Here is a 20,475-nt window from a genome sequence, read left to right on the forward strand (position 1 = left end):
TATCTGCAATATTGTGAATCGGTGTTAACGTAAATACAATCGACTTTGATTCTCAGGTGCTTTTATGACCCAGACAACTATTAACATTGCTATTGTTGAAGATGAACCCTTCAGTCGTCAGGCTATACAGAGCATTTTGAGCCACTTTCCATATCACCCCACAGAGCAGGGACGGCTGCTTTTCTGCAGCGAGTTGACCCTTAATGTTACCGGAAGTGTCAGTAAATCATCGGAGCTTCTGTCATTAATCAGCAGCGATGTCAATATTGACGTTCTGCTGCTGGATTATTCGCTTGTTGTTGTGAACACGAATGAAGATGAAGACCTGATTCAGGAGTATGATGGTGTGACACTTATAAAACGCATACTTCATTTACGCCCGGAACTAAAAATACTTGTTCATACAGCGCATAAAAGTCTGGTGATTGCCAGGAATGCCTGGAAATCCGGTGCCTGGGGATTTGTTCAAAAAAGTGGAGATATGCAGGAACTCTATTTTGCAATCGATCGAGTAAGTAAGGGGAAAAAATTTTTCCCGATTGAAGTGGCTGAAATGCCCGATCAAAGCACTCAGTATATACTCTCATCAAGGGAGACTGAGGTTTTGAGGCTTCTTCTTAATGGGCTTAGTCAGAATGCGATTGCCGCTCATTTAAATATCAGCTTTAAAACAGTATCGAATGCTAAGATCAGGGCTTTCAGGAAACTAGGACTTAAGTCGAATGCGGAGTTTTTTCGGTATGCAAATGAAATTATCATTTAGCGTTATTATGATGATCGTGTTCTTTTTTGGATCTGTTTCAGACTCGCTTTCAGCACAAAAAGTCCAGTTCACGCCAGAAGAAATGGCTTACATAAAAAAACACCCGGTTATAAAATATGGGATATTTCCCAAATTCTATCCAATAGAAACCATAAACGAACTTGGTGAACATATTGGATTAACAAGGGATTATATCAGCCTTATATGCGACGCGACAGGAATGCGTTTCGAACTGGTCCCCAGCACCAGCGGCAATGAATCGTTCAAAAACCTCAAAGAAGGCAAGGTTTCTCTTCTTACCTCCACCTCTGCATCATTTGCCGAACAGAATGGTCTTGCCCGCAGTGTTCCCGTTTATTCAACATGGCCCGTTACTGTCACCCGTAAAGCTACTCGACATGTCACAACCCCCGATGATATTCAGGAGGGCATGGTTTCAATTACGGATTATCTTTCTCTAATTCAATGGTTCACTGAAAAATACCCTCAGGTAGATTTCACAGTAAGTTCCTCACCGGAGAAAACAATAGATAACCTTATCCGCGGGAATTCTGTAGCTGCAGTGGTACTTTCTCCTACAGCTTTTTATTATATGAACATGGTTTATCCTGATCAGCTAAAAATTTCCCGTCCCTACACCGAAAAAATACCTCTGGTCATGAGCGCTAATCCAGAAGACAGGGTTTTGATCAAGATTATTAATAAAGTGTTGAATTCCTTGACGCCAACACAGCATGGGGATCTTATAAAAAAATGGATTGTATCCGGTGATAACAAACCGAATTACACGGGGCTCAGTGCTGGTATATATTTAGCACTATCAGGCTTTTTATTGCTCCTTTTAATTCTCACTCTTTGTTATCACTGGAAAACCAGAAAAAAATCACTAAGGCAACATACACAAAGAAATCTGGAGCTTTCAGTCATATCTCATGAACTCAGAACGCCACTGATCGGTATTTTGACTGCAACCGAGGGGCTGCTCAGTAGCCCTTTATCTCTTAATCATAAAGACAGGTTATTAAATATTATTAATGTCACGCGGGCAATGTTAGAAAACCTCGATTTGTCTCTTGATTATGCCAGAATCAGTTCCGGGGCAGTCAGACTCAATCCTCAGCCTCATTTACTATCATCTCTCTGCGATACCAGTATTAAATTATTCGTCGAATTTGCAGAAACTCATGGAACAACACTCCAGGTGCGGTATCTTTCAGACAAAGCTTTTCAGCCTCATCTTGTCGATGGAGTATTGCTCTCTCAGGCGATTAACAATGTCGTCAGCAATGCGATTAAGTACACCAGTGGAGGGCTTGTTTTAATGGAGTGTTCTCAGGTTCAGGTGGATGACAAAAGTATGTTTTGTATTGAAATCATCGATACAGGAACAGGCATTCCCGAGAAGGCGCTCCGGCGTCTGGCGGAACCTTTTGTCCAGTTCGATGAGGATGCACCTGGGCCTCATGAGCGCCCTAAGGGGTCCGGACTTGGCCTGTTTGTCTCAAAACAGAATATGCAGTTATTAGGAGGGCATCTTGTCCTTAACAGCAAACCGAGTGTTGGTTCACGTGTTAAGCTTGTTTTTCCTGTCATTCCAGGACATTTACAGACTGAGAAATTTCTTCCTGCACATATCCAGCTCAGGCTGAACTGCGCTGACTCAGTTCCTGTCAGTGAATTAATATCTGTATTCGAAAACTGTCATATCTCATACCATATTGCAGAATGTCCTTCTACAACGAAGCCGGAATATGACCCCTCATTGTTAATTAGCTTTGAACGACAGAAGAAACAGTGGCTACTGTATAATAACAATAAAGAGTGCATTGCATTAAATTGCCCTCTGTATGCATCAGACGTCTATAGCGCCGTGGTTGAATTATGTTGCCACCGTAGCGAGGCCGGTAGCTGTAGTGATCCCGGACCATCAGTTGAAGATATCTGCGTTTCCCCGGCCATTTCTCGTCGCGTTCTTCTGATCGATGATGAGCCACTGTTGCTTGAAGTCCAGCAAGAACTCTTTATTGGTATGGGCTATACCGTTGATGCAGTTTGTGAAGCTCAACAGGCATATCAATGCTGGCTACAGCATCGACATGAGATTATCATCACAGACTGTCGGCTGGATGAGAGCGATGGATTCGAGCTGGTTCGCCATTTAAGGATATTGATGCAAAATACCTCTTCTGATGTGTTGATTATTGGCCAGTCTGCAGCACTAAGAGACGATGATACCCGGTTAGCCCGGGAGGTGGGCATGGATTTTCTGCTGCAGAAACCAATAGCACGTGAACAATGGCAGCAGCTGATTCAGGATTATTTCTCTGATAAGGACCGTAACATTGTTTGATACCTCTTTTTTTCAACGTTTTTATGTTGCCCTGGAAGCTTATCTGCAACAGGCAGAAACCGAAGTGAGAAACGGCAATCTGGCTGCAGCTCGTAAAATTGCGCATAAAATGCTGGGGTTGTGTCAGCTTTTCGGGACTGCGGAACAAATCGCACTGTGCGAGCAAATAGAGCATTCTCAGTCATTATCAAATATTAAAATCATTCTGGGTAATTTAAGGAAAATGATTAGTGATAATAAAGCTAACCGTCAGTAACCGCTGTACGGAGGAGATTCGGCAGGATATTCGGAAGCAAAATACCGAATATCCATTCCATCTAGTTTTCAGACAGTTACTTCTCTCATCACTTGATCAAACGTGCCACTGACGCTTTTCACCGATACCTGTAGTGACTGTCATCGTCATGATTTCCGATGCGCTGGCCATTGCCATTTAATGGTCCATGTCACGTTCTTCCAGTCCATTTGTAGCTCTCAGAGTTTATCCTCCTCATGTTTTATCCATAACATCACCTCGGCTATGAGATAAATCATACTGATTCAGCTGGAATCGTTATTTTTTAATGGAATGATGATGTAAATATACATCCTGATGTTACGCATCATGAAAACATACTCTTGAATGGTAAGTTCAATTACCTTTCGTTTATCATCACATCATCTTTTACATTTACAGGAATAAAATCCATGTAAATTAAAGCCAACAAGTAAGGATTCAAAATGCCATTCAGAGAGCCTGGCGAGGCAAACATTATAACATGGCTAATTATAGGTGCCTTTTCAACATGGGGGGGATTAGTTAGATATATTATGGACACGCAAAACAAACAGACAAAATGGAGCTGGATGGGGATTGTCTGCCAGCTGATCGTCTCAGGTTTTACCGGTCTGACCGGTGGCCTGTTAAGCTTTGAAACTGGAGCAAGCTCTTATATGACATTCATTGTTGCAGGATTATTTGGCACGATGGGTAGTACAGCGCTCAGTTATTTATGGCAACGTATTTTCCCCGGGAGAAACTTACCATGACCATTCACATGAATAAATTTTCATTTAGTCGTATCAGCGAGCAAAACTTGCGGGGGATTCATCCCGATCTGAACCGTGTTGTTTGTCGTGCATTACAACTTTCTGCCATCGATTTCAGAGTCATCGAAGGTGTTCGCTCAGCTGAGCGACAGCGACAGCTGGTGCGCAATGGAAGTAGCAAAACCCTTAACAGCAGACATCTAACCGGACATGCAGTCGATCTGGCCCCCTGGGTACATCACACTATACCCTGGAATGAATGGCATTATTTTGAAACCGTTGCTGAAGCAATGAAAGCAGCGGCAAAAGAATTTCAGGTTCCTCTGGTATGGGGTGGTGACTGGAAAATGCGTGATGGCCCGCATTTTGAACTGAGCAGGGAGGCGTATCCGGTATGATAAAAAATGTTTTATATACAGGTTTAATTTCCCTGTTACTGGGTGCCATGCTTTGGGGTTATAAAACCAGCCATGCTCTTGTGAGTTTAACTGCAGAAAATCGTCGGCTGGAAAATGAAGTTTCAGCTTTGCGCGAAAATTCTCGCCGTCTTCATTCTCAGTCCAGGCAATTAATGGAGGATCTCTGGAGTGTCAATATACAAAAGCGTGAAGAGGATAAGCGCAGTGAAACTATCCTTTGGGCGTTACGTGAAGCGCAACGTGACGATGTCTGCGCTAATCAGCCTGTGCCTGATGCTGTTATCAGGATGCAGCAGGATGTCAGTACCGACTGAGCAATTGGTGGCGTCGCCACCACCTCTGTTCTTACTGCAGCCCTGCGTATTACCTCCTTTCACCGTATCATACTGGGGGGATTATCCTCAGTATGTTGAACTTATGCGTGCAGCGATGAAGAAGTGTAATATGGAGAGAAGTGCATTTTTATCATCTCCATCCGTTGCTCCCTGGTTAGCGAGGAGTAAAGGAGAGGCGGCTGGTATTTTATTTAATCGTGCATATGATACTGCTGAATGATTTAAGGAGTATCACTCACCTCGCGCCTGGACTTTGATTTGCACTCAATTTTGCAATAAGCATACATAATATTAATTCAGCCCCCCGCAAACGTCCTTTCCTGTTTTTCGTTTTATCAAAAGCAGGCTCGTAATCCTGTTCCAGGTCCTGAGCTGATATGTCTCCCAGCCCGGAGGCCGGCCACGCCGGCCTCCTTTTTTATCTTCCCGCCCGTTCATCGGGCGTCTTTTTTCATTTTTATCACCCCCGGAATATTTATCATGAGCTTCAGTCCTGACTGTTTTCAGCACACCCCGACCCTGACGGTGACCGACAGCCGCGGCCTCGCCGTGCGCACCGTCGCCTTCCTCCGCCATCCGGATACCCCGGACGTCTGTGACCTGCGCGTCACCCGCCATCACCATGACCCCCGCGGCTTCCTCACCCGCAGCGCCGACCCGCGCCTGCACGCGGCCGGACTGGCGAACTTCACGTACCGTCACGCCCTCTCCGGCGCCGTCCTGCGCACGCAGGGCGTGGATAACGGCACCACCGTGACGCTGAACGACGCCACCGGCCGGCCCCTTATCGCGGTCAGCAACATCCGCATTACCCGTGATGGTACGGAGGACATAAGCCGGGCCGTGACCCGCACCTGGCAGTACGAGGACGCGTCGCTGCCCGGGCGCCCGGTGAGCATCACGGAGCAGGCGGCCGGTGAACCCGCCCGCGTCACGGAGCGCTTCGTGTACGCCGGCAGTACGCAGGCGGAGCAGGGCCTGAACCTGGCCGGCGTGTGCGTCAGCCACCACGACACGGCCGGCCTGACGCAGACTGACAGTGTGGCTCTGACCGGGGTACCGCTGTCGGTGACCCGCCGCCTGCTGAAGGAGGCGGACAGCCCGGACGCCGTGGCTGACTGGCAGGGGACAGAGGTATCCGCCTGGAACGGCCTGCTGGCTGACGAGGCATACACCACCCTGACCACCGCGGACGCCGCCGGGGCGGTACTGGCCACCACCGATGCGAAGGGGAACCGCCAGCGCGTGGCGTATGACGTGGCGGGCCGGGTGTCGGGCAGCTGGCTGACGGTGAAGGGCGGCACGGAGCGGGTTATCGTTAGCTCCCTGGCGTACTCGGCCGCCGGGCAGAAGCTGCGCGAAGTGCACGGCAACGGCGTGGTGACCACGTATACCTACGAGCCGCAGACGCAGCGGCTGACCGGGATTAAAACGGAACGCCCCGCCGGACATGCTGCGGGTACGAAGGTGCTGCAGGACCTGCGCTATGAATATGACCCGGTGGGTAATGTTCTTGGCATCAGAAACGATGCGGAAGAGACCCGCTTCTGGCGCAACCAGAAAGTGGTGCCGGAGAGCACGTATACCTACGACAGCCTGTACCGGCTGGTGAGTGCCACCGGGCGCGAGATGGCGAACGCCGGTCAGGGCAGTCACCTGCCGTCAGCCACGGTTCCCCTTCCGGCAGACAGCTCCGCGTACACGAACTACACCCGTACCTACGCCTACGACGCGGGAGACAACCTGACGCAGATTCGTCACAGCGCCCCTGCGACAAACAACACCTACACCACGAAAATCACCATAAGCAACCGGAGCAACCGGGGCGTGCTGAGCACCCTGACGGAAAGCCCCGCAGAGGTGGACGGCCTGTTCACGGCGGGCGGACAGCAGACGCAGCTGCAGCCGGGGCAGGCGCTGGTCTGGACCGCGCGTAACGAGCTGCTGAAAGTGACGCCGGTGGTGCGTGACGGCGACACCGCAGACTGTGAAAGCTATCGGTATGATGCGGGCAGCCAGCGCGTGCTGAAGGTCAGCGTGCAGAAGACGAACAGCAGCACGCAGACGCAGCGGGTGGTGTACCTGCCGGGACTGGAGCTGCGGACCACAACGGCAGGCGGCGCGGAAACGGAAAGCCTGCAGGTGATGACGGCGGGCGAGGCGGGACGTGCGCAGGTGCGGGTGCTGCACTGGACGTCGGGCAGGCCGGACGGCATCAGCAACGACCAGGTGCGCTACAGCCACGATAACCTGACGGGAAGCAGCGGGCTGGAGCTGGACGGCGACGGGAATATTATCAGCACGGAGGAGTACTACCCGTTCGGCGGCACCGCCATCCTGACGGCGCGCAGTCAGCTGGAAGCGGACTACAAAACGGTGCGCTACTCGGGCAAGGAGCGCGACGCGACGGGGCTGTACTACTACGGATACCGGTACTACCAGCCGTGGTCGGGGCGGTGGCTCTCCGCAGACCCGGCGGGGACGGTGGACGGCCTGAACCTGTTCCGGATGTGCCGCAATAATCCAGGGACTTTATTTGACCCAAAAGGATTAGCTCCTCATAAAAATCTTTCTGATAAAAAACAAAAGTTTGTTGAAGAAGCTGGTTTGAAGCTTGCTCAGTTATCATTTAATTCAAAAGGTGATTTTGGTTCATTCAAAAATCAGATACGCGAATTTATGGAGTCAGAACATTCATCTATAAAGAAAAAACGATTTGATATACTTTGGTCATTTGTTGTGAGCGAAGCTGGTAATCATATACAGCAGATGGAAGATAATGAAAAAAAATTAGCTAATGAGAGAGTTGAGCTGGGGCGAGGAGGGGATGCAGTTGTATATGATATGAAAAATGGATTCGTTATAAAAGAATTTCACAATGCCATAACTGAATTAGAGCAAAAAGAAAGAGAAGTGGATATTTTTAATAAGGTGCATGGAGACGGCTCAGCAAGCATCGTTTCCAATGCCATGATTAAAATGAAAAAAATACCAGGCATTCCGATTGCAGAAATAGGGGTGAGCTCTTTTACTCAAAATGACGCGGATAGATTAATGGAGAAGTTAAACGACTTGCATGGCAAAGGAATTTACCATGGCGATCTTCATTATGGAAATATTTTATTTGATGGCGATAGTCGAGATTTTAATTTTATTGATTTTGGAACGTCAAGAATTGAGGAGGATAAGGACGTTCTTGAAAGTGAAGCGGAGCATGTTAAGACTAACTTCATAAATATGTGGCCGGGTATAAAGAGAAAAACAGCGCCGTCAATAATTGGAAAGGATAGTCGAGTTTATATTTGAGAACCTGCCAGTAATTTTATGTATCTTCAATACATTAAAAGCGATCGCTCTGGCGGTCACTGAACATCTGTTATTGTCACCCCGTCCGGAAGGACGGGGATTCGTACGGGTAAGGTCGCGTAATTGCAGGCCTGGTAAACCTTCAACGTGGATGCCCCGGTACTTCCTGCGCCACTGAAGCTGCGGGTATCAGCGTGAAAGTGACTCCGTCAACCGAGGTCTGGCTGGATGCGAGCTATGCGAAGAATGAGCATGTTGAGTCGCCGGTGGTGGGGAGTGTCAGCCTGCGCGTCGATTTCTGGGTTATATCGCGTGGATGACCTGTTTGCCGGTCATCCACGGGCTTAACCCCGGTTTCGGTAACTCACCGTGACCTGATTCTTAAGCACGGTCAGCGGTGTGTCGAGGCGACCTCCCGCCAAGGAATAATACTCAAAACGAAACGGCCCGCCAGCCGGCATCCCGGCAGGCAGGGGCAGCACCCCGGTAAAGCCGGGCAGCGTCAGGCAGCGGGTGGCGCTGCACAGACGAATGCGAAACCCGGCGGGGGTCAGGCCGTTCGTCTGAATCTTCCAGTGTACGCGAGAAGCTGCGGCGCCAGCGGGCAGGGGAGAGGGGCTTTGCACCGGTTTGCTTTTCAGTACCACCTGTCCCCGGGTCATCGTGCCGCCGAAGCTGCTAGCGCTCCATGAACCGTCCGCCGCCATCGCCAGCGGCGAAACCAGAAGCAGCGCAAGTCCTGCTCTCATCATCCTTTGCCCCCAATCAGATACGTCATCCGCACGTTGCGCTGGGTATTGATCTCCTGGCTGGAGAGCACCGCCAGCTGCGGGAAGATGCGGCGCAGATAGCGCGACAGCATCAGACGCAGGGCCGGGTTCACCAGCAGCACCGGCGGCGCTCCCAGGCCTTCCTGGTGCTGCAGCGCCTGTTCGGTCTGCTTCATCAGGTTTTCGGCAATGCCCGGCTCAATCGCGCTGCCGCTCTGGGTCGCCTGGACAAGCAGCTGTTCCAGGGAGAGATCCAGCCCAATCAGTTGAATATCGTCCTCACCCGGGAACCACTGCTGGGTGATCGCCCGGGAGAGACGCGCCCGCACGCGGGTGGTCAGCTCATCGGCATCGCTCTGGGCGGTGGCAAACTCCGCCAGCGTATCGATGATGGTGCGCATATCACGGATCGGCACGCGCTCGGCAAGCAGATTCTGCAGCACCTTATGCAGCGTGGTCAGGCTGATGACCGCCGGGATCAAATCTTCCACCAGTTTCGGTGAATGTTTGGTGATCTGGTCGAGCAGCTGCTGCGCTTCCTGACGACCAAACAGCTCCTCAGTATGGGTGGTGATCAGATGGTTGAGGTGTGTTGCCACCACCGAACTCGGGTCAACCACGGTGTAGCCGAGCGTCTGCGCCAGTTCGCGGTGGACTTCATCGATCCACAGGGCAGGCAGACCAAAGGTGGGCTCGGTACACGGCGTGCCGGGAACTTCGCCCTCGGCGCAGCCGGGGTTGATCGCCATCCAGCGATCCGGCTGCACTTCCCCTGAACCAAGGGTGACCCCTTTGAGCAGGATGCGGTAGTGCGTTGGTGCCAGATCCAGGTTGTCACGAATATGCACGGCAGGGGGGAGGAAGCCCATCTGCTGGGCAAACTTCTTGCGGATGCCGCGCACGCGGGTCAGCAACTGGCCCTGCTGCTCGTGATCCACCATCGGGATCAAGCGATAACCCACTTCCAGACCCAGGGTATCTTCCATCTGTACATCAGACCAGGTGGCTTCGTGTACCTGCGCCATCTCGGCTTCCGTCGCGTCGGAGGCGTCAGCCTGCGCTCCACCCGTTTTTTTCGCTTCACCTTCGCGCCCGCGCAGCCACCAGGCGACACCCAGCAGCGTGGCGGTAAACAGCAGGAAGACGAAGTTCGGCATGCCGGGGATCAGCCCCAGCAGGCCAATCACGCCCGCCGCCAGCACAATCACGCGCGGAGAGGTAAACAGCTGGCCCACCATCTGCTCGCCCACATCCTGGTCGTTGGCAACGCGGGTCACGACCACACCGGCCGCGGTGGAGATCACCAGACCCGGGATCTGCGCCACCAGACCATCACCGATGGTCAGTAGGGTATAGGTTTCACCGGCCACGCCCACGGACATGTCGTGCTGCATCACGCCAATCACCAGGCCACCAATAATGTTGATCGCCATAATCAGCAGCCCGGCGATGGCATCGCCACGCACAAACTTACTCGCACCGTCCATCGAGCCGTAGAAGTCCGCCTCCTGTGTGACCTCTTTACGGCGGCGTTTGGCCTCTTCCTCACCGATCAGTCCGGCATTGAGATCGGCGTCAATCGCCATCTGCTTGCCCGGCATCCCGTCGAGAGAAAAGCGCGCGCCCACTTCCGCAATTCGTCCCGCACCCTTGGTGATCACCATAAAGTTAATGATGATCAGGATGATGAACACGATGATACCGATGGCGAAATTACCGCCCACCAGGAAGTGGCCGAAGGCTTCAACCACCTGGCCCGCCGCTTCCGAGCCGGTATGGCCGTTCATCAGGATCACGCGCGTTGAGGCGACGTTCAGCGCCAGACGCAGCAGGGTGGAGAACAGCAGCACCGTCGGGAACGCCGAAAACTCCAGCGTGTTCTGGGTAAACATGGCGACCAGCAGGATCATGATCGACAGCACGATATTGAAGGTAAACAGCAGGTCCAGCACAAAGGTCGGCAGCGGCAGGATCATCATCGCGAGGATGGTCATGATCAGCACCGGCCCGGCCAGCACCTGCCACTGGGTTTCCTTCATGTTGGGTAATCGTAATTTGGTGGCGATATTGGCCATCACTCTCTACTCTCTTGTGCAAAATCCATCCCCGCCGGAACGGGAAGATCTTTAGGTGTCAGCGGATGTAAGCCATAGCCCTTACGCCAGCGCTTAAGGCCATAAACCCAGGCCAGCACCTCCGCTACCGCGCTATACAGCTCGGCGGGAACCGGTGTGCCGGGGTCACAATGGCGATACAGGGCGCGCGCCAGCGGCGGCGCCTCAAGCATAGGGACCCGGTTCTCTTCGGCCAGTTCACGGATGCGCAGGGCAATCAGCCCGCTACCGCTGGCAACCACCATCGGCGCGCCCATGGCACCTTCCTGGTACTTCAGGGCGACCGAATAGTGGGTCGGGTTATTCACCACCACGTCAGCGGTGGGGACGTCGCTCATCATTCGCTGCTGCGCCATCTGACGCTGCAACTGGCGAATCTTGCTTTTAATCAGCGGGTCGCCTTCCTGATTTTTGAATTCGTCTTTGATTTCCTTCAGGCTCATGCGCAGCTTCTTGAAGTTGCTCCAGAGCTGGTAAACCACGTCGAACGCCACCATCGGGATCAGCGATAAAATAATGACCAGCATGCAGCCCATCAGCAGGGCGCTGATATCCCCCAGCGCCAGGCGCAGCGGTTCATACATCAGGCTGATAAATTTCCCTTTGTTGAACCACAAAAACAGCCCGCCGCCGATGCCCGCCAGCATCACCTTCAGAATGCTCTTCACCATCTCCGACACCATCTGCCCGGAAAACAGGCGTTTGATGCCGCTGATCGGATTGAGCTTTTTGACGTTAAATTTGAGGGCTTTGGCGCTCATATTCAGGCCGCCAATCAGCGATGGCGTGGCGACGGCGGTCAAAAACAGCCCGCCCACGAACGGCAGCAGGGCCAGAAAGGCGATACCCAGCAGCGCTCCGGCGTGATGCAGCATCTGCTGCGGATCGCTGACTAACAGCCGGTCAAACGTTAATCCGTTATGCAGCAGATGCTGCAGCTGTTTTGCCAGCCAGCCGCCCGCTACCAGCAGTAACCCCCAGCCTGCCAGCAGCATCAGGACGCTCGTCAGCTCGCGCGATCGGGGAACCTGTCCCTCTTCGCGCGCTTTTTGCTTTCGGTGGAGTGTGGGGTCTTCTGTTTTTTCGCTGTCGTTTTGTTCTGACATGACATTCGCCCGGCGGGATTAGAAGCCGAGTGACTCCAGCAGATCGTCCACCTGCTCCTGAGACGCCACAATGCCTTCGGCGCAGGTATCGATCTGCGGACCGTTCTTCAGATGCGCATCACCGGCGGCGGCGCTGGCGTCGCGTTCGTTCATGTTTTCCACCAGCACGCTGATAAGCTCTTTCTCGACGGTCTCAATCACGTGCATCAGGCTTTGCAGCACCTGACCGGTGAGATCCTGGAAATCCTGCGCCATCATGATTTCAGTCAGCTGGCGGTTGGTCTGCTGGGTCTTCTCCGGCACGTCGTGCAGGAAGGCGCGGGTCGCTTTGACCAGCTCGCGGGCATCCTCCAGCGGCTGCGGGTTTTCAAACCAGGCGTCCCAGCGCGCGCTCAGTGCGCTGGCGTTATCGCTCAGCCCTTCCTGCAGCGGGCGTGCCACCTCCACGCTGGTCAGCGCGCGATCGGCGGCCTGCGAGGTCTTGCCGATCACGTAGTTCAGGCGGTCGCGGGTGTTCGGAAAGGCGTCCGCGACTTCCATAATCGCCTGTTCCAGACCGAGGTTAGCCATGCTGTCGCGCAGCAGACGGGTCAGCTGTCCGATGCGAACAAAAATCTCTTTGGCGTTATCCGCCTGCATGTTTAACGGGGAGTTCATAAGGGTTACCCGAGTTTTTCAAAGATTTTGCCGAGCTTTTCTTCCAGCGTGGCAGCGGTAAACGGCTTAACGATGTAACCATTGGCCCCCGCCTGAGCGGCAGCAATGATGTTCTCTTTCTTCGCTTCTGCGGTCACCATCAGGACCGGCAGCTTTGACATCGCCGCATCGCTGCGGATGGTTTTCAGCAATTCCAGACCGTCGATATTCGGCATGTTCCAGTCGCTGACGACGAAATCGAAGTCGCTGGCGCGCAGCTTGTTGAGCGCGTCCTGACCGTCTTCGGCCTCGTCAATGTGCTTGTAGCCCAAATCCTGCAGCAGGTTTCGTACGATGCGTCGCATGGTGGCAAAGTCGTCCACCACCAGAAAACGCAAATTTTTATCCGACATGGTGGATATCTCCTGAACGTGAGTCGGTTTTGGGTAATTTATGTTTATGAAAACTGTCCAGTAAGCACTGGCTGATATCGTCGAGATCGACGACCTTTTTCGCCGCGCCCAGCGCAATCGCCTCACGCGGCATGCCGAACACCACGCAGGTGGCTTCGCTCTGCGCGAGGGTAAAGGCACCGGTCTGGCGCAGGTGCAGCAGACCGCGCGCGCCGTCCGCGCCCATGCCGGTCAGCAGGGCGGCGGTGGCGTGTTTGCTGGCCTGACGCGCCACGGAGTCAAACAGCACATCCACCGACGGGCGATGGCGGTTCACCGGCGGGGCATCGCTGAGCCTGATCCGGTAGCCGTTGTCCTGGCAGAGGATCTCCATGTGGCGATCGCCCGGGGCAATCAGGGCGGTTCCCGGGCGCACCGGCTCGCCATCCTGCGCTTCACGCACGGCAATCTGGCACAGCGAGTCGAGTCGCTGGGCGAAAGAGTGGGTGAAACCGGCAGGCATGTGCTGGGCGATCACGATCCCCGGCGTGCTGGTCGGCAGCGGCATCAGCACCCGGCGCAGCGCCTCCGTGCCGCCCGTAGACGCGCCGATGGCTATGATGCTTTGCTGGCGCATGGGAATACCGGCGAGGATCGGTCTGGCGTCGGGGCTATGCTGGGCCAGCTTTGCGCGGGCAGCGACGCGGATCTTCTCCACTACCAGCTGGCTCCAGCTGTCGATATTCTCTGCGCCGCGATGCTCCGGCTTGGGCAGAAAATCGACCGCGCCGTGCTCCAATGCGGTCATGGTGGCTTTCGAGCCGCGGGTGGTCAGGGAGGAGATCATCACCACCGGCATCGGGCGCAGGCGCATCAGGCGGGAGAGAAACTCCAGCCCGTCCATCCGTGGCATGTCGATGTCCAGCGTCAGCACGTCCGGGTTGAGCTGTTTAATCAGCTCGCGCGCGATAAACGCGTCCGGCGCCGTGCCGACCATTTCCATATCAGGCTGCTGATTGACCACCGCGCTGAGCATGTTACGCATCAGGGCGGAATCATCGACCGCCAGCACACGAATCGCCTTCACCGTGTGGCCTCCGTCAGTTCATACACCGACTGCCCCCGCAGGCGCAGCGGAATATGTACGTGGTTAAAATGTTCCGAATGGCCGACAAACAGCAGGCCACCCGGCTTAAGCAGACGCGCAAAGCGCTGCAACAGACGCTGCTGCGTCGGCGCGTCGAAATAAATCATCACGTTACGGCAGAAAATAGCGTCGAACGGCCCGGGAACGGACCACTTTTCATCGAGTAAATTAAGCTGCTGGTAGTGAATGGCCGACAGCAATTCCCGCCGGGCTTTCACCCACTCGCTGTTGTCGCCCGCCCCGCGCAGAAAATAGTGACGCTTTTGCGCCAGCGTCAGCGCGTCCAGATCGCTCAGCCGGTAGACACCCGCTTCGGCCTTAGCCAGCACATCGGTATCGATATCCGACGCCCAGATGCGCGGTCCGGCCACCGACGCGCCCAACTGCTCGTTGAGCGTCATGGCGATAGAGCAGGGCTCTTCCCCCGTTGAGGCGGCAGTACACCAGACGCGGTAGCCGTTAGCGCGCTGGCGCGCATGTTCCGCGAGGATCGGGAAGTGATACGCCTCGCGGAAAAAGGAAGTCAGGTTGGTGGTCAGCGCGTTGATAAAGTTCTGCCATTCCGGATGCTCAGAGTGCGACTCAAGAAGGCCGATATACTCGCTGAACGAGGCCAGCCCCAACGTGCGCAAGCGACGGGAGAGACGATTAAAAATCATCTCTCGCTTTTGCGCGTTGACGACAATGCCGGCGCGCTTATAGATTAATTTCCCGACACGCTGTAATTCGCTGTCAGTCAGAGAAAGCGTATTCAGGGATAAGCGTGCAGGCGTGGTGTTAATTTTACTCATAGAAGGAGGAAGACCTTAAACCGGAGTATTCATTATTTCCTGATACGCGCCGATCATTTTATTTCGCGCCTGGATACCAAAGCTGAATGAAATAGAAGATTTCTGCATCGCCAGCATCACGTCATTCAGGGCAATATCGTGACCTCCAGACATCCATTGCTGTGTTTTGCTCTTTGCCTCAACCTGGGTTTTATTTATTTCGTTAATGCTGTTAAATAAAACGTCTGAAAAGGAGGGGACGTCACCGCGCGAGGTGTGCCGCTGATTAGACGGTCCGCTGGCCTGCTGCGCCTTGGTTTGAATTTGATCGAGTACGCCACGCATTAATGTCGCTGACATTTTTCAATTCCTGATGAATGGGATAAAAGCCTATTGCACATCTTTTAAACGCCGACAGCTTAACACGCGTTTAAAAACCTCAGAAAATCCAATAAGCCGACAGAACTTTTAGCTTATTTATCCTTAAAAAAAATGCCTTTCAGATGATAATGCCCGCCTGAAAAATTCTAATATTTTTGAAATCGTCGACATCACTCTCGCGAATTTCGTGAGCTGACGCGCATCGCGGATGCGTGCTATTTCATACAGGAATACGGCATGAGTGCCACACTAAATGAGTTAACCAACAATCCGGCAGAGCGAATTAAATCGATGCTGTCCTCACTTCGCGGCAGCCCGAAGCTTTTGCTGGTGATTTGCGGCGCCGCAGCGCTTTCCGTCATCATCGCGCTAATGTTCTGGGCAAAGGAGCCGGATTATCGGGTGCTGTTCAGTAATATCAGTGATGAAGAGGGGGGCGCGATTGTCGCCCAGCTGTCACAACTCAATGTGCCTTACCGTATCGACACGCCGGGTGGCGTGATCATGGTGCCTGGCTCGCAGGTGCATGAGGTACGCATGAAGCTGGCCCAGCAGGGGTTGCCGAAAGGCGGGTCAGTGGGCTTTGAACTGCTCGATCAGGAGAAATTTGGCGTGAGCCAGTTCACCGAGCAGGTGAACTACCAGCGCGCCCTGGAAGGCGAGCTGGCGCGCACCATTGAAAATCTCGGCCCGATCCAGAGCGCCCGCGTGCATCTGGCCACGCCGAAACCGTCGATGTTTGTCCGCGAGCAGAAAAAACCAACCGCGTCAGTCACCGTCAACCTGCTGCAGGGGCGTACCCTGGACGACAGCCAGGTGGTGGCTATTACGCATCTTATCTCCAGCGCGGTGACCGGCCTTTCGGCAGAGAACGTGACCATTGTCGACCAGCGCGGAAACCTGCTTACCCAGAGCGGCCTGCGCGGTTTGCAGACCGCCCACCTGAAGTACACCAATGAGATCGAAAGCGATTACCAGCAGCGTATCCAGCGCATTCTGGCCCCGTTGGTGGGGGATGAAAATATCCGCGCCCAGGTCACCGCGCTGATGGATTTCACCGAGCAGGAGCAGACGCTGGAGCATTATCAGCCTAACAGCGATCCTGAAAAAATGGCGATCCGCAGCCGTCAGGCCAGCCTGGCAGAGCAGGGGAACCGCCGTGGCGCCAGCGGCGTGCCGGGCGCGCTGAGCAACATGCCACCGGCACCGGCCACCGCGCCCATCACCCAGCCGCTGAACACTCCGGCGGATGACAAAAAAGAGAACACCACCGGCAGCAGCGCCAGCCGTGAGCCTGCGCAGCCGTATTACAACCGCAGTGATGAAACCACCAACTTCGAGGTGGACCGCACCCTGACCCACACCAAATCCAATGCCGGGCGTATCCAGCGCCTGTCGGTCGCGGTAGTGATTAACCATCTGCCGCAGGGGGAAGAGGGCAAGCCGGGGCCGATTAGTGAGTCTGAGCTGGCCCGCATTAACGCCCTGGTCAAAGAGGCCATCGGCTACAACGCCGCGCGCGGCGACAGCGTCAATATTCTTAACTCCACGTTCAACGGCGTGGTGGAAGCGCCGGTGCCGCCGTTCTGGGAGCAGGATCGTTTTTACGCCCTGCTAATGGCCATCGCCCGTTACCTGGTCATCGCCATTATTGCCTGGATCATGTGGCGCAAGCTGGTGCAGCCGGCCTGGATCCGCCATCAGGAGACCACGATCCGTCGCCTGGAGATGGAAAAAGAGGCGCGCGAAGAAGAGCTTGCCGCGAAAAAACGCGCAGCGGAGAAAAGCAACCGCGACCGTGCCCAGCAGCGTGTGGATACGGAACTCAATGGTCAACAGCTGCGTGAACTGGCAGAGCAGGAGCCGCGCGTTATCGCCCTAGTGATCCGCCACTGGATGAGTAAGGAGCCGAAATAATGAATGCCTCAGAAAAAAGCGCCATCGTCATGCTGACGCTGGGAGATGTCCTGGCTGCGGAGGTGTTCAAGCACTTCAACGCCCACGAGGTGAAGCAGATCAGTGCCTCAATGGTCAACATGGCGGGCTTTACACACGACCAGATGGCCACGGTGCTGGAGGAGTTTAAGAAAGACTCCAGTGAATATGCCGCGTTCAGCCTCAATACCAACGATTATCTTCGCAGCGTGCTGGTCAAGGCGCTGGGCGAAGAGCGCGCCTCGTCGCTGATGGAGGATCTGCTAGATACCCATCAGGGCACCAACGGCATCGAAACGCTCAACTTTATGGAACCGCAGTCGGTCTTCGATCTGATTCGCGAAGAGCATCCGCAGATCATCGCCACCATCCTGGTTCACCTTAAACGTAACCAGGCGGCGGACGTGCTGGGCAAATTCGACGATCGCGAGCGTAACGACATCATGCTGCGTATCGCCACCTTCGGCGGCGTACAGCCTGCCGCGCTGCAGGAGCTGACAGAAGTGCTCAACAACCTGCTGCACGGTCAGAACCTCAAGCGCAGCAAGATGGGCGGCGTCCGTCCGGCGGCCGAGATCCTCAACCTGATGAAATCCCAGCAGGAAGAGGCGGCCATCGAGGCGGTGCGCGAGTTCGACGGCGAGCTGGCGCAGAAAATCATCGACGAGATGTTCCTGTTCGAAAACCTGGTGGATGTGGAAGATCGCAGCATCCAGCGCCTGTTGCAGGAGATCGAGAGCGATACGCTGATCGTTGCGCTGAAAGGGGCCGACGAGCCGCTGCGCATGAAGTTCTTCCGCAACATGTCGCGCCGTCAGGCCGAGCTGATGACCGACGATCTGGCCTCCCGTGGTCCGGTGCGTCTGTCGCAGGTCGAAGCCGAGCAGAAGACCATCCTCAACGTGGTGCGTCGCCTGGCCGAGTCCGGCGAGATCCTGATTGGAGGCAGCGACGATGCCTACGTTTGATGAACACAACGCCACCGGGTGGCGCGCCTGGAAGCCTGAAAACCTGCTGGACGAACCGCTGGACACTCCGCTGCCGACGCTGGATAACACCCAGTCTGAGGCACAGCTGAAAGCCGAGCTGGCGCGTCTGCGCAAGCAGGCTGAACAGCAGGGGTTTGCCCAGGGGCAGCGAGAGGGCCAGGAAGAGGGGCGCAAGCAGGGCTATGAGGCGGGGCTGAAAGAGGGCCGCGACGCCGGGTTTGCCCAGGGCGTTGAGCAGGCGCGCGCTGAGCAACAGGCCTTGCTGCGCGAGGCCGGGCAGTGGGTCAGCAACTTTAAGCTGGCGCTGGAAAACCTCGAAGGGCTTATCCCCGCGCGTCTGGTGCAGCTGTCCCTGACGGCGGTGCAGCAGCTCTACGGCTCCTCCCGCATCGCAGATAACCATGCGCTGGTGACGCAGATCCGCAGCCTGATGCAGCAGGACGCGCTGCTGCATGGCACCATCCAGCTGTATGTCAGCCCGGAGGCGTTTGACGCCGTGCAGGCGGCGTTAGGTGAAACGCTTGCCGCAGCGGGCTGGGAGCTGCACCGCGACGCCGGCCTGGCCGCTGGCGGCTGCCGGGTGGTCTCCCCGGATGTGGAGGTGGACGCCAGCATGGAAACCCGCTGGCAGGCGCTCTGCCATCTGGCGCGCGAGGAGCTCTCGCAATGAGCCAGCAGTTAAAAACGTGGCTATCGGTCCTTGACCGGGTGGAAGAGAAAATCACTCAGGTGCCCGATTTTCGCCAGTACGGCAAGCTGACGCGCGCCACCGGTCTGGTGATGGAGGCCGTGGGACTGAAGCTGCCGATCGGTGCGCTGTGCATCGTTGAGCGCCAGACGGAGCAGGGGATTATCCCGGTTGAGAGCGAAGTGGTGGGCTTTAACGGCCAGTCGCTGTTCCTGATGCCGCTGGAGCACGTCGACGGCATCCTGCCGGGGGCACGCATCTACGCCCTGCAAACAGACAATCACGCCGGGAAACAGCTGCCCGTGGGCCCGCACCTGCTGGGCCGCGTGCTGGACGCGCAGGGCCGTCCGCTGGATGGCCGCCCCGCGCCGGGGAAACCGGCAGCGGGACTCTTTACTCCGACGCTTAATCCGCTGCATCGCGATCCGATCAAAAACGTGCTCGACGTCGGCGTGCGCGCCATCAACGGCCTGCTGACGGTAGGGCGCGGGCAGCGTATGGGGCTGTTCGCCGGTTCCGGCGTCGGCAAAAGCGTGCTGCTCGGCATGATGGCCCGCTTCACAACGGCAGACGTCATCGTGGTGGGGCTGATTGGCGAGCGTGGCCGCGAGGTGAAAGATTTTATCGAGAATATCCTCGGCGAGCAGGGGCTGGCGCGTGCGGTGGTGGTTGCCGCCCCGGCTGACGTGTCGCCGATTTTGCGTATGCAGGGGGCCGTTTACGCGACGCGCATCGCGGAAGATTTTCGCGAGCGCGGCCTCAACGTGCTGCTGATCATGGACTCCCTGACGCGTTACGCCATGGCGCAGCGTGAAATGGCGCTGGCGATTGGCGAACCGCCCGCGACCAAAGGCTATCCGCCGTCGGTCTTTGCCCGTCTGCCCGCGCTGGTTGAGCGCACCGGTAACGGCGTGAAAGGGGGCGGCTCGATCACCGCGTTTTATACCGTACTCACCGAAGGGGACGATCAGCAGGATCCGATTGCCGACTCCGCGCGTGCGATCCTCGACGGCCATATCGTGCTGTCGCGTCGTCTGGCCGAGGCGGGGCACTATCCGGCCATCGATATTGAAGCCTCGATCAGCCGCGCCATGACTGAGCTTATCCCGCATGCCCAGTACCGCAAGGTGCAGCGTTTTAAACAGCTGCTCTCCGCGTATCAGCGCAACCGCGATCTGGTCAGCGTGGGCGCGTACGTCAAAGGCAGCGACGCGATGCTGGATCAGGCCATCGATAACTACCCGTCGCTGGAGGCGTTCCTCCACCAGGCGATCCACGAGCGCAGCGGCTATGACGACGCCGTTCGCGCCCTGTCTGGGCTCTTCCCGGACATCAAGGACTAACC

The 20,475-nt window shown here is 55.4% G+C and carries 20 protein-coding genes; 12 read left to right on the forward strand and 8 right to left on the reverse strand.

Annotation, left to right across the window (positions count from 1 at the left end):
- Positions 1 to 64 precede the first annotated feature (64 nt).
- The 8 genes from L462_RS02570 (at position 65) to L462_RS25620 (ending at position 8,522) form a co-directional block, all read left to right on the forward strand.
- Positions 65 to 763: a response regulator transcription factor gene (locus L462_RS02570; protein ID WP_032679432.1), complete on the forward strand. Its 699-nt coding sequence runs from the start codon at positions 65 to 67 to the stop codon at positions 761 to 763.
- A complete protein-coding gene (locus L462_RS02565) occupies positions 741 to 3,113 on the forward strand; it encodes an ATP-binding protein (RefSeq protein ID WP_032679433.1) in 2,373 nt (790 codons plus the stop codon). The genes L462_RS02570 and L462_RS02565 overlap by 23 nt, the downstream gene beginning before the upstream one ends.
- Positions 3,106 to 3,369, forward strand: a complete 264-nt coding sequence (locus L462_RS0123825) for an Hpt domain-containing protein (RefSeq protein WP_072031466.1) — start codon at positions 3,106 to 3,108, stop codon at positions 3,367 to 3,369. Before L462_RS02565 ends, L462_RS0123825 begins: the two co-directional genes overlap by 8 nt.
- A 464-nt stretch (positions 3,370 to 3,833) precedes the next feature.
- Complete coding sequence (locus L462_RS02560) at positions 3,834 to 4,142, forward strand: phage holin family protein (RefSeq protein ID WP_032679435.1); 309 nt, start codon at positions 3,834 to 3,836, stop codon at positions 4,140 to 4,142.
- An 8-nt stretch (positions 4,143 to 4,150) separates the two neighbouring features.
- Positions 4,151 to 4,540, forward strand: a complete 390-nt coding sequence (locus L462_RS02555) for a M15 family metallopeptidase (protein ID WP_032679760.1) — start codon at positions 4,151 to 4,153, stop codon at positions 4,538 to 4,540.
- Positions 4,537 to 4,875, forward strand: a complete 339-nt coding sequence (locus L462_RS02550; RefSeq protein ID WP_032679436.1) for a DUF2570 domain-containing protein — start codon at positions 4,537 to 4,539, stop codon at positions 4,873 to 4,875. Before L462_RS02555 ends, L462_RS02550 begins: the two co-directional genes overlap by 4 nt.
- 501 nt (positions 4,876 to 5,376) lie before the next feature.
- Positions 5,377 to 8,202 carry an RHS repeat-associated core domain-containing protein gene (locus L462_RS0123830; protein ID WP_082209498.1) on the forward strand — a complete coding sequence of 942 codons (2,826 nt, stop codon included), beginning with the start codon at positions 5,377 to 5,379 and terminating at the stop codon, positions 8,200 to 8,202.
- A 194-nt stretch (positions 8,203 to 8,396) separates the two neighbouring features.
- Positions 8,397 to 8,522 (forward strand): hypothetical protein, encoded by a 126-nt coding sequence (locus L462_RS25620; RefSeq protein ID WP_255358211.1) that lies wholly within the window; start codon positions 8,397 to 8,399, stop codon positions 8,520 to 8,522.
- Positions 8,523 to 8,546: 24 nt separating this feature from the next.
- Here L462_RS25620 and L462_RS02545 read toward each other — a convergent pair whose 3' ends face one another.
- The 8 genes from L462_RS02545 to fliE are packed head-to-tail and all read right to left on the reverse strand — an operon-like array spanning position 8,547 to position 15,497.
- Positions 8,547 to 8,954 carry a flagellar protein FlhE gene (locus L462_RS02545; protein WP_050595767.1) on the reverse strand — a complete coding sequence of 136 codons (408 nt, stop codon included), beginning with the start codon at positions 8,952 to 8,954 and terminating at the stop codon, positions 8,547 to 8,549.
- On the reverse strand, positions 8,951 to 11,047 hold the full coding sequence (flhA, locus tag L462_RS02540) for a flagellar biosynthesis protein FlhA (RefSeq protein WP_032679439.1): 2,097 nt from the start codon (positions 11,045 to 11,047) through the stop codon (positions 8,951 to 8,953). The genes L462_RS02545 and flhA overlap by 4 nt, the downstream gene beginning before the upstream one ends.
- Positions 11,047 to 12,192 carry a flagellar biosynthesis protein FlhB gene (gene flhB, locus L462_RS02535; protein WP_032679440.1) on the reverse strand — a complete coding sequence of 382 codons (1,146 nt, stop codon included), beginning with the start codon at positions 12,190 to 12,192 and terminating at the stop codon, positions 11,047 to 11,049. Before flhB ends, flhA begins: the two co-directional genes overlap by 1 nt.
- A gap of 18 nt (positions 12,193 to 12,210) precedes the next feature.
- On the reverse strand, positions 12,211 to 12,849 hold the full coding sequence (cheZ, locus tag L462_RS02530; RefSeq protein ID WP_032679441.1) for a protein phosphatase CheZ: 639 nt from the start codon (positions 12,847 to 12,849) through the stop codon (positions 12,211 to 12,213).
- 5 nt (positions 12,850 to 12,854) lie between these two features.
- Positions 12,855 to 13,241 (reverse strand): chemotaxis response regulator CheY, encoded by a 387-nt coding sequence (gene cheY / locus L462_RS02525; protein ID WP_032679442.1) that lies wholly within the window; start codon positions 13,239 to 13,241, stop codon positions 12,855 to 12,857.
- Positions 13,231 to 14,307: a protein-glutamate methylesterase/protein-glutamine glutaminase gene (locus L462_RS02520; protein ID WP_032679443.1), complete on the reverse strand. Its 1,077-nt coding sequence runs from the start codon at positions 14,305 to 14,307 to the stop codon at positions 13,231 to 13,233. The genes cheY and L462_RS02520 overlap by 11 nt, the downstream gene beginning before the upstream one ends.
- A complete protein-coding gene (locus L462_RS02515; protein ID WP_032679445.1) occupies positions 14,304 to 15,158 on the reverse strand; it encodes a CheR family methyltransferase in 855 nt (284 codons plus the stop codon). The genes L462_RS02520 and L462_RS02515 overlap by 4 nt, the downstream gene beginning before the upstream one ends.
- Positions 15,159 to 15,173: 15 nt before the next feature.
- Positions 15,174 to 15,497 carry a flagellar hook-basal body complex protein FliE gene (gene fliE / locus L462_RS02510; protein ID WP_032679446.1) on the reverse strand — a complete coding sequence of 108 codons (324 nt, stop codon included), beginning with the start codon at positions 15,495 to 15,497 and terminating at the stop codon, positions 15,174 to 15,176.
- A 258-nt stretch (positions 15,498 to 15,755) separates the two neighbouring features.
- Between fliE and fliF the strand changes: the two genes are divergently transcribed.
- The 4 genes from fliF to fliI are packed head-to-tail and all read left to right on the forward strand — an operon-like array spanning position 15,756 to position 20,473.
- A complete protein-coding gene (gene fliF, locus L462_RS02505) occupies positions 15,756 to 17,435 on the forward strand; it encodes a flagellar basal-body MS-ring/collar protein FliF (RefSeq protein WP_032679447.1) in 1,680 nt (559 codons plus the stop codon).
- Entirely contained in the window at positions 17,435 to 18,421 is a 987-nt protein-coding gene (gene fliG, locus L462_RS02500) for a flagellar motor switch protein FliG (protein ID WP_032679448.1), read from the forward strand. The genes fliF and fliG overlap by 1 nt, the downstream gene beginning before the upstream one ends.
- Positions 18,408 to 19,112, forward strand: a complete 705-nt coding sequence (locus L462_RS02495; RefSeq protein WP_032679449.1) for a flagellar assembly protein FliH — start codon at positions 18,408 to 18,410, stop codon at positions 19,110 to 19,112. The genes fliG and L462_RS02495 overlap by 14 nt, the downstream gene beginning before the upstream one ends.
- The gene (fliI, locus tag L462_RS02490; protein WP_032679450.1) at positions 19,109 to 20,473 is read left to right on the forward strand and encodes a flagellar protein export ATPase FliI; all 1,365 of its coding nucleotides are present in this window, start codon (positions 19,109 to 19,111) and stop codon (positions 20,471 to 20,473) included. Before L462_RS02495 ends, fliI begins: the two co-directional genes overlap by 4 nt.
- Positions 20,474 to 20,475 lie beyond the last annotated feature (2 nt).

It is taken from the genome of Enterobacter sp. BIDMC 26 (assembly GCF_000534435.1).
Lineage (GTDB): Bacteria > Pseudomonadota > Gammaproteobacteria > Enterobacterales > Enterobacteriaceae > Enterobacter > Enterobacter ludwigii.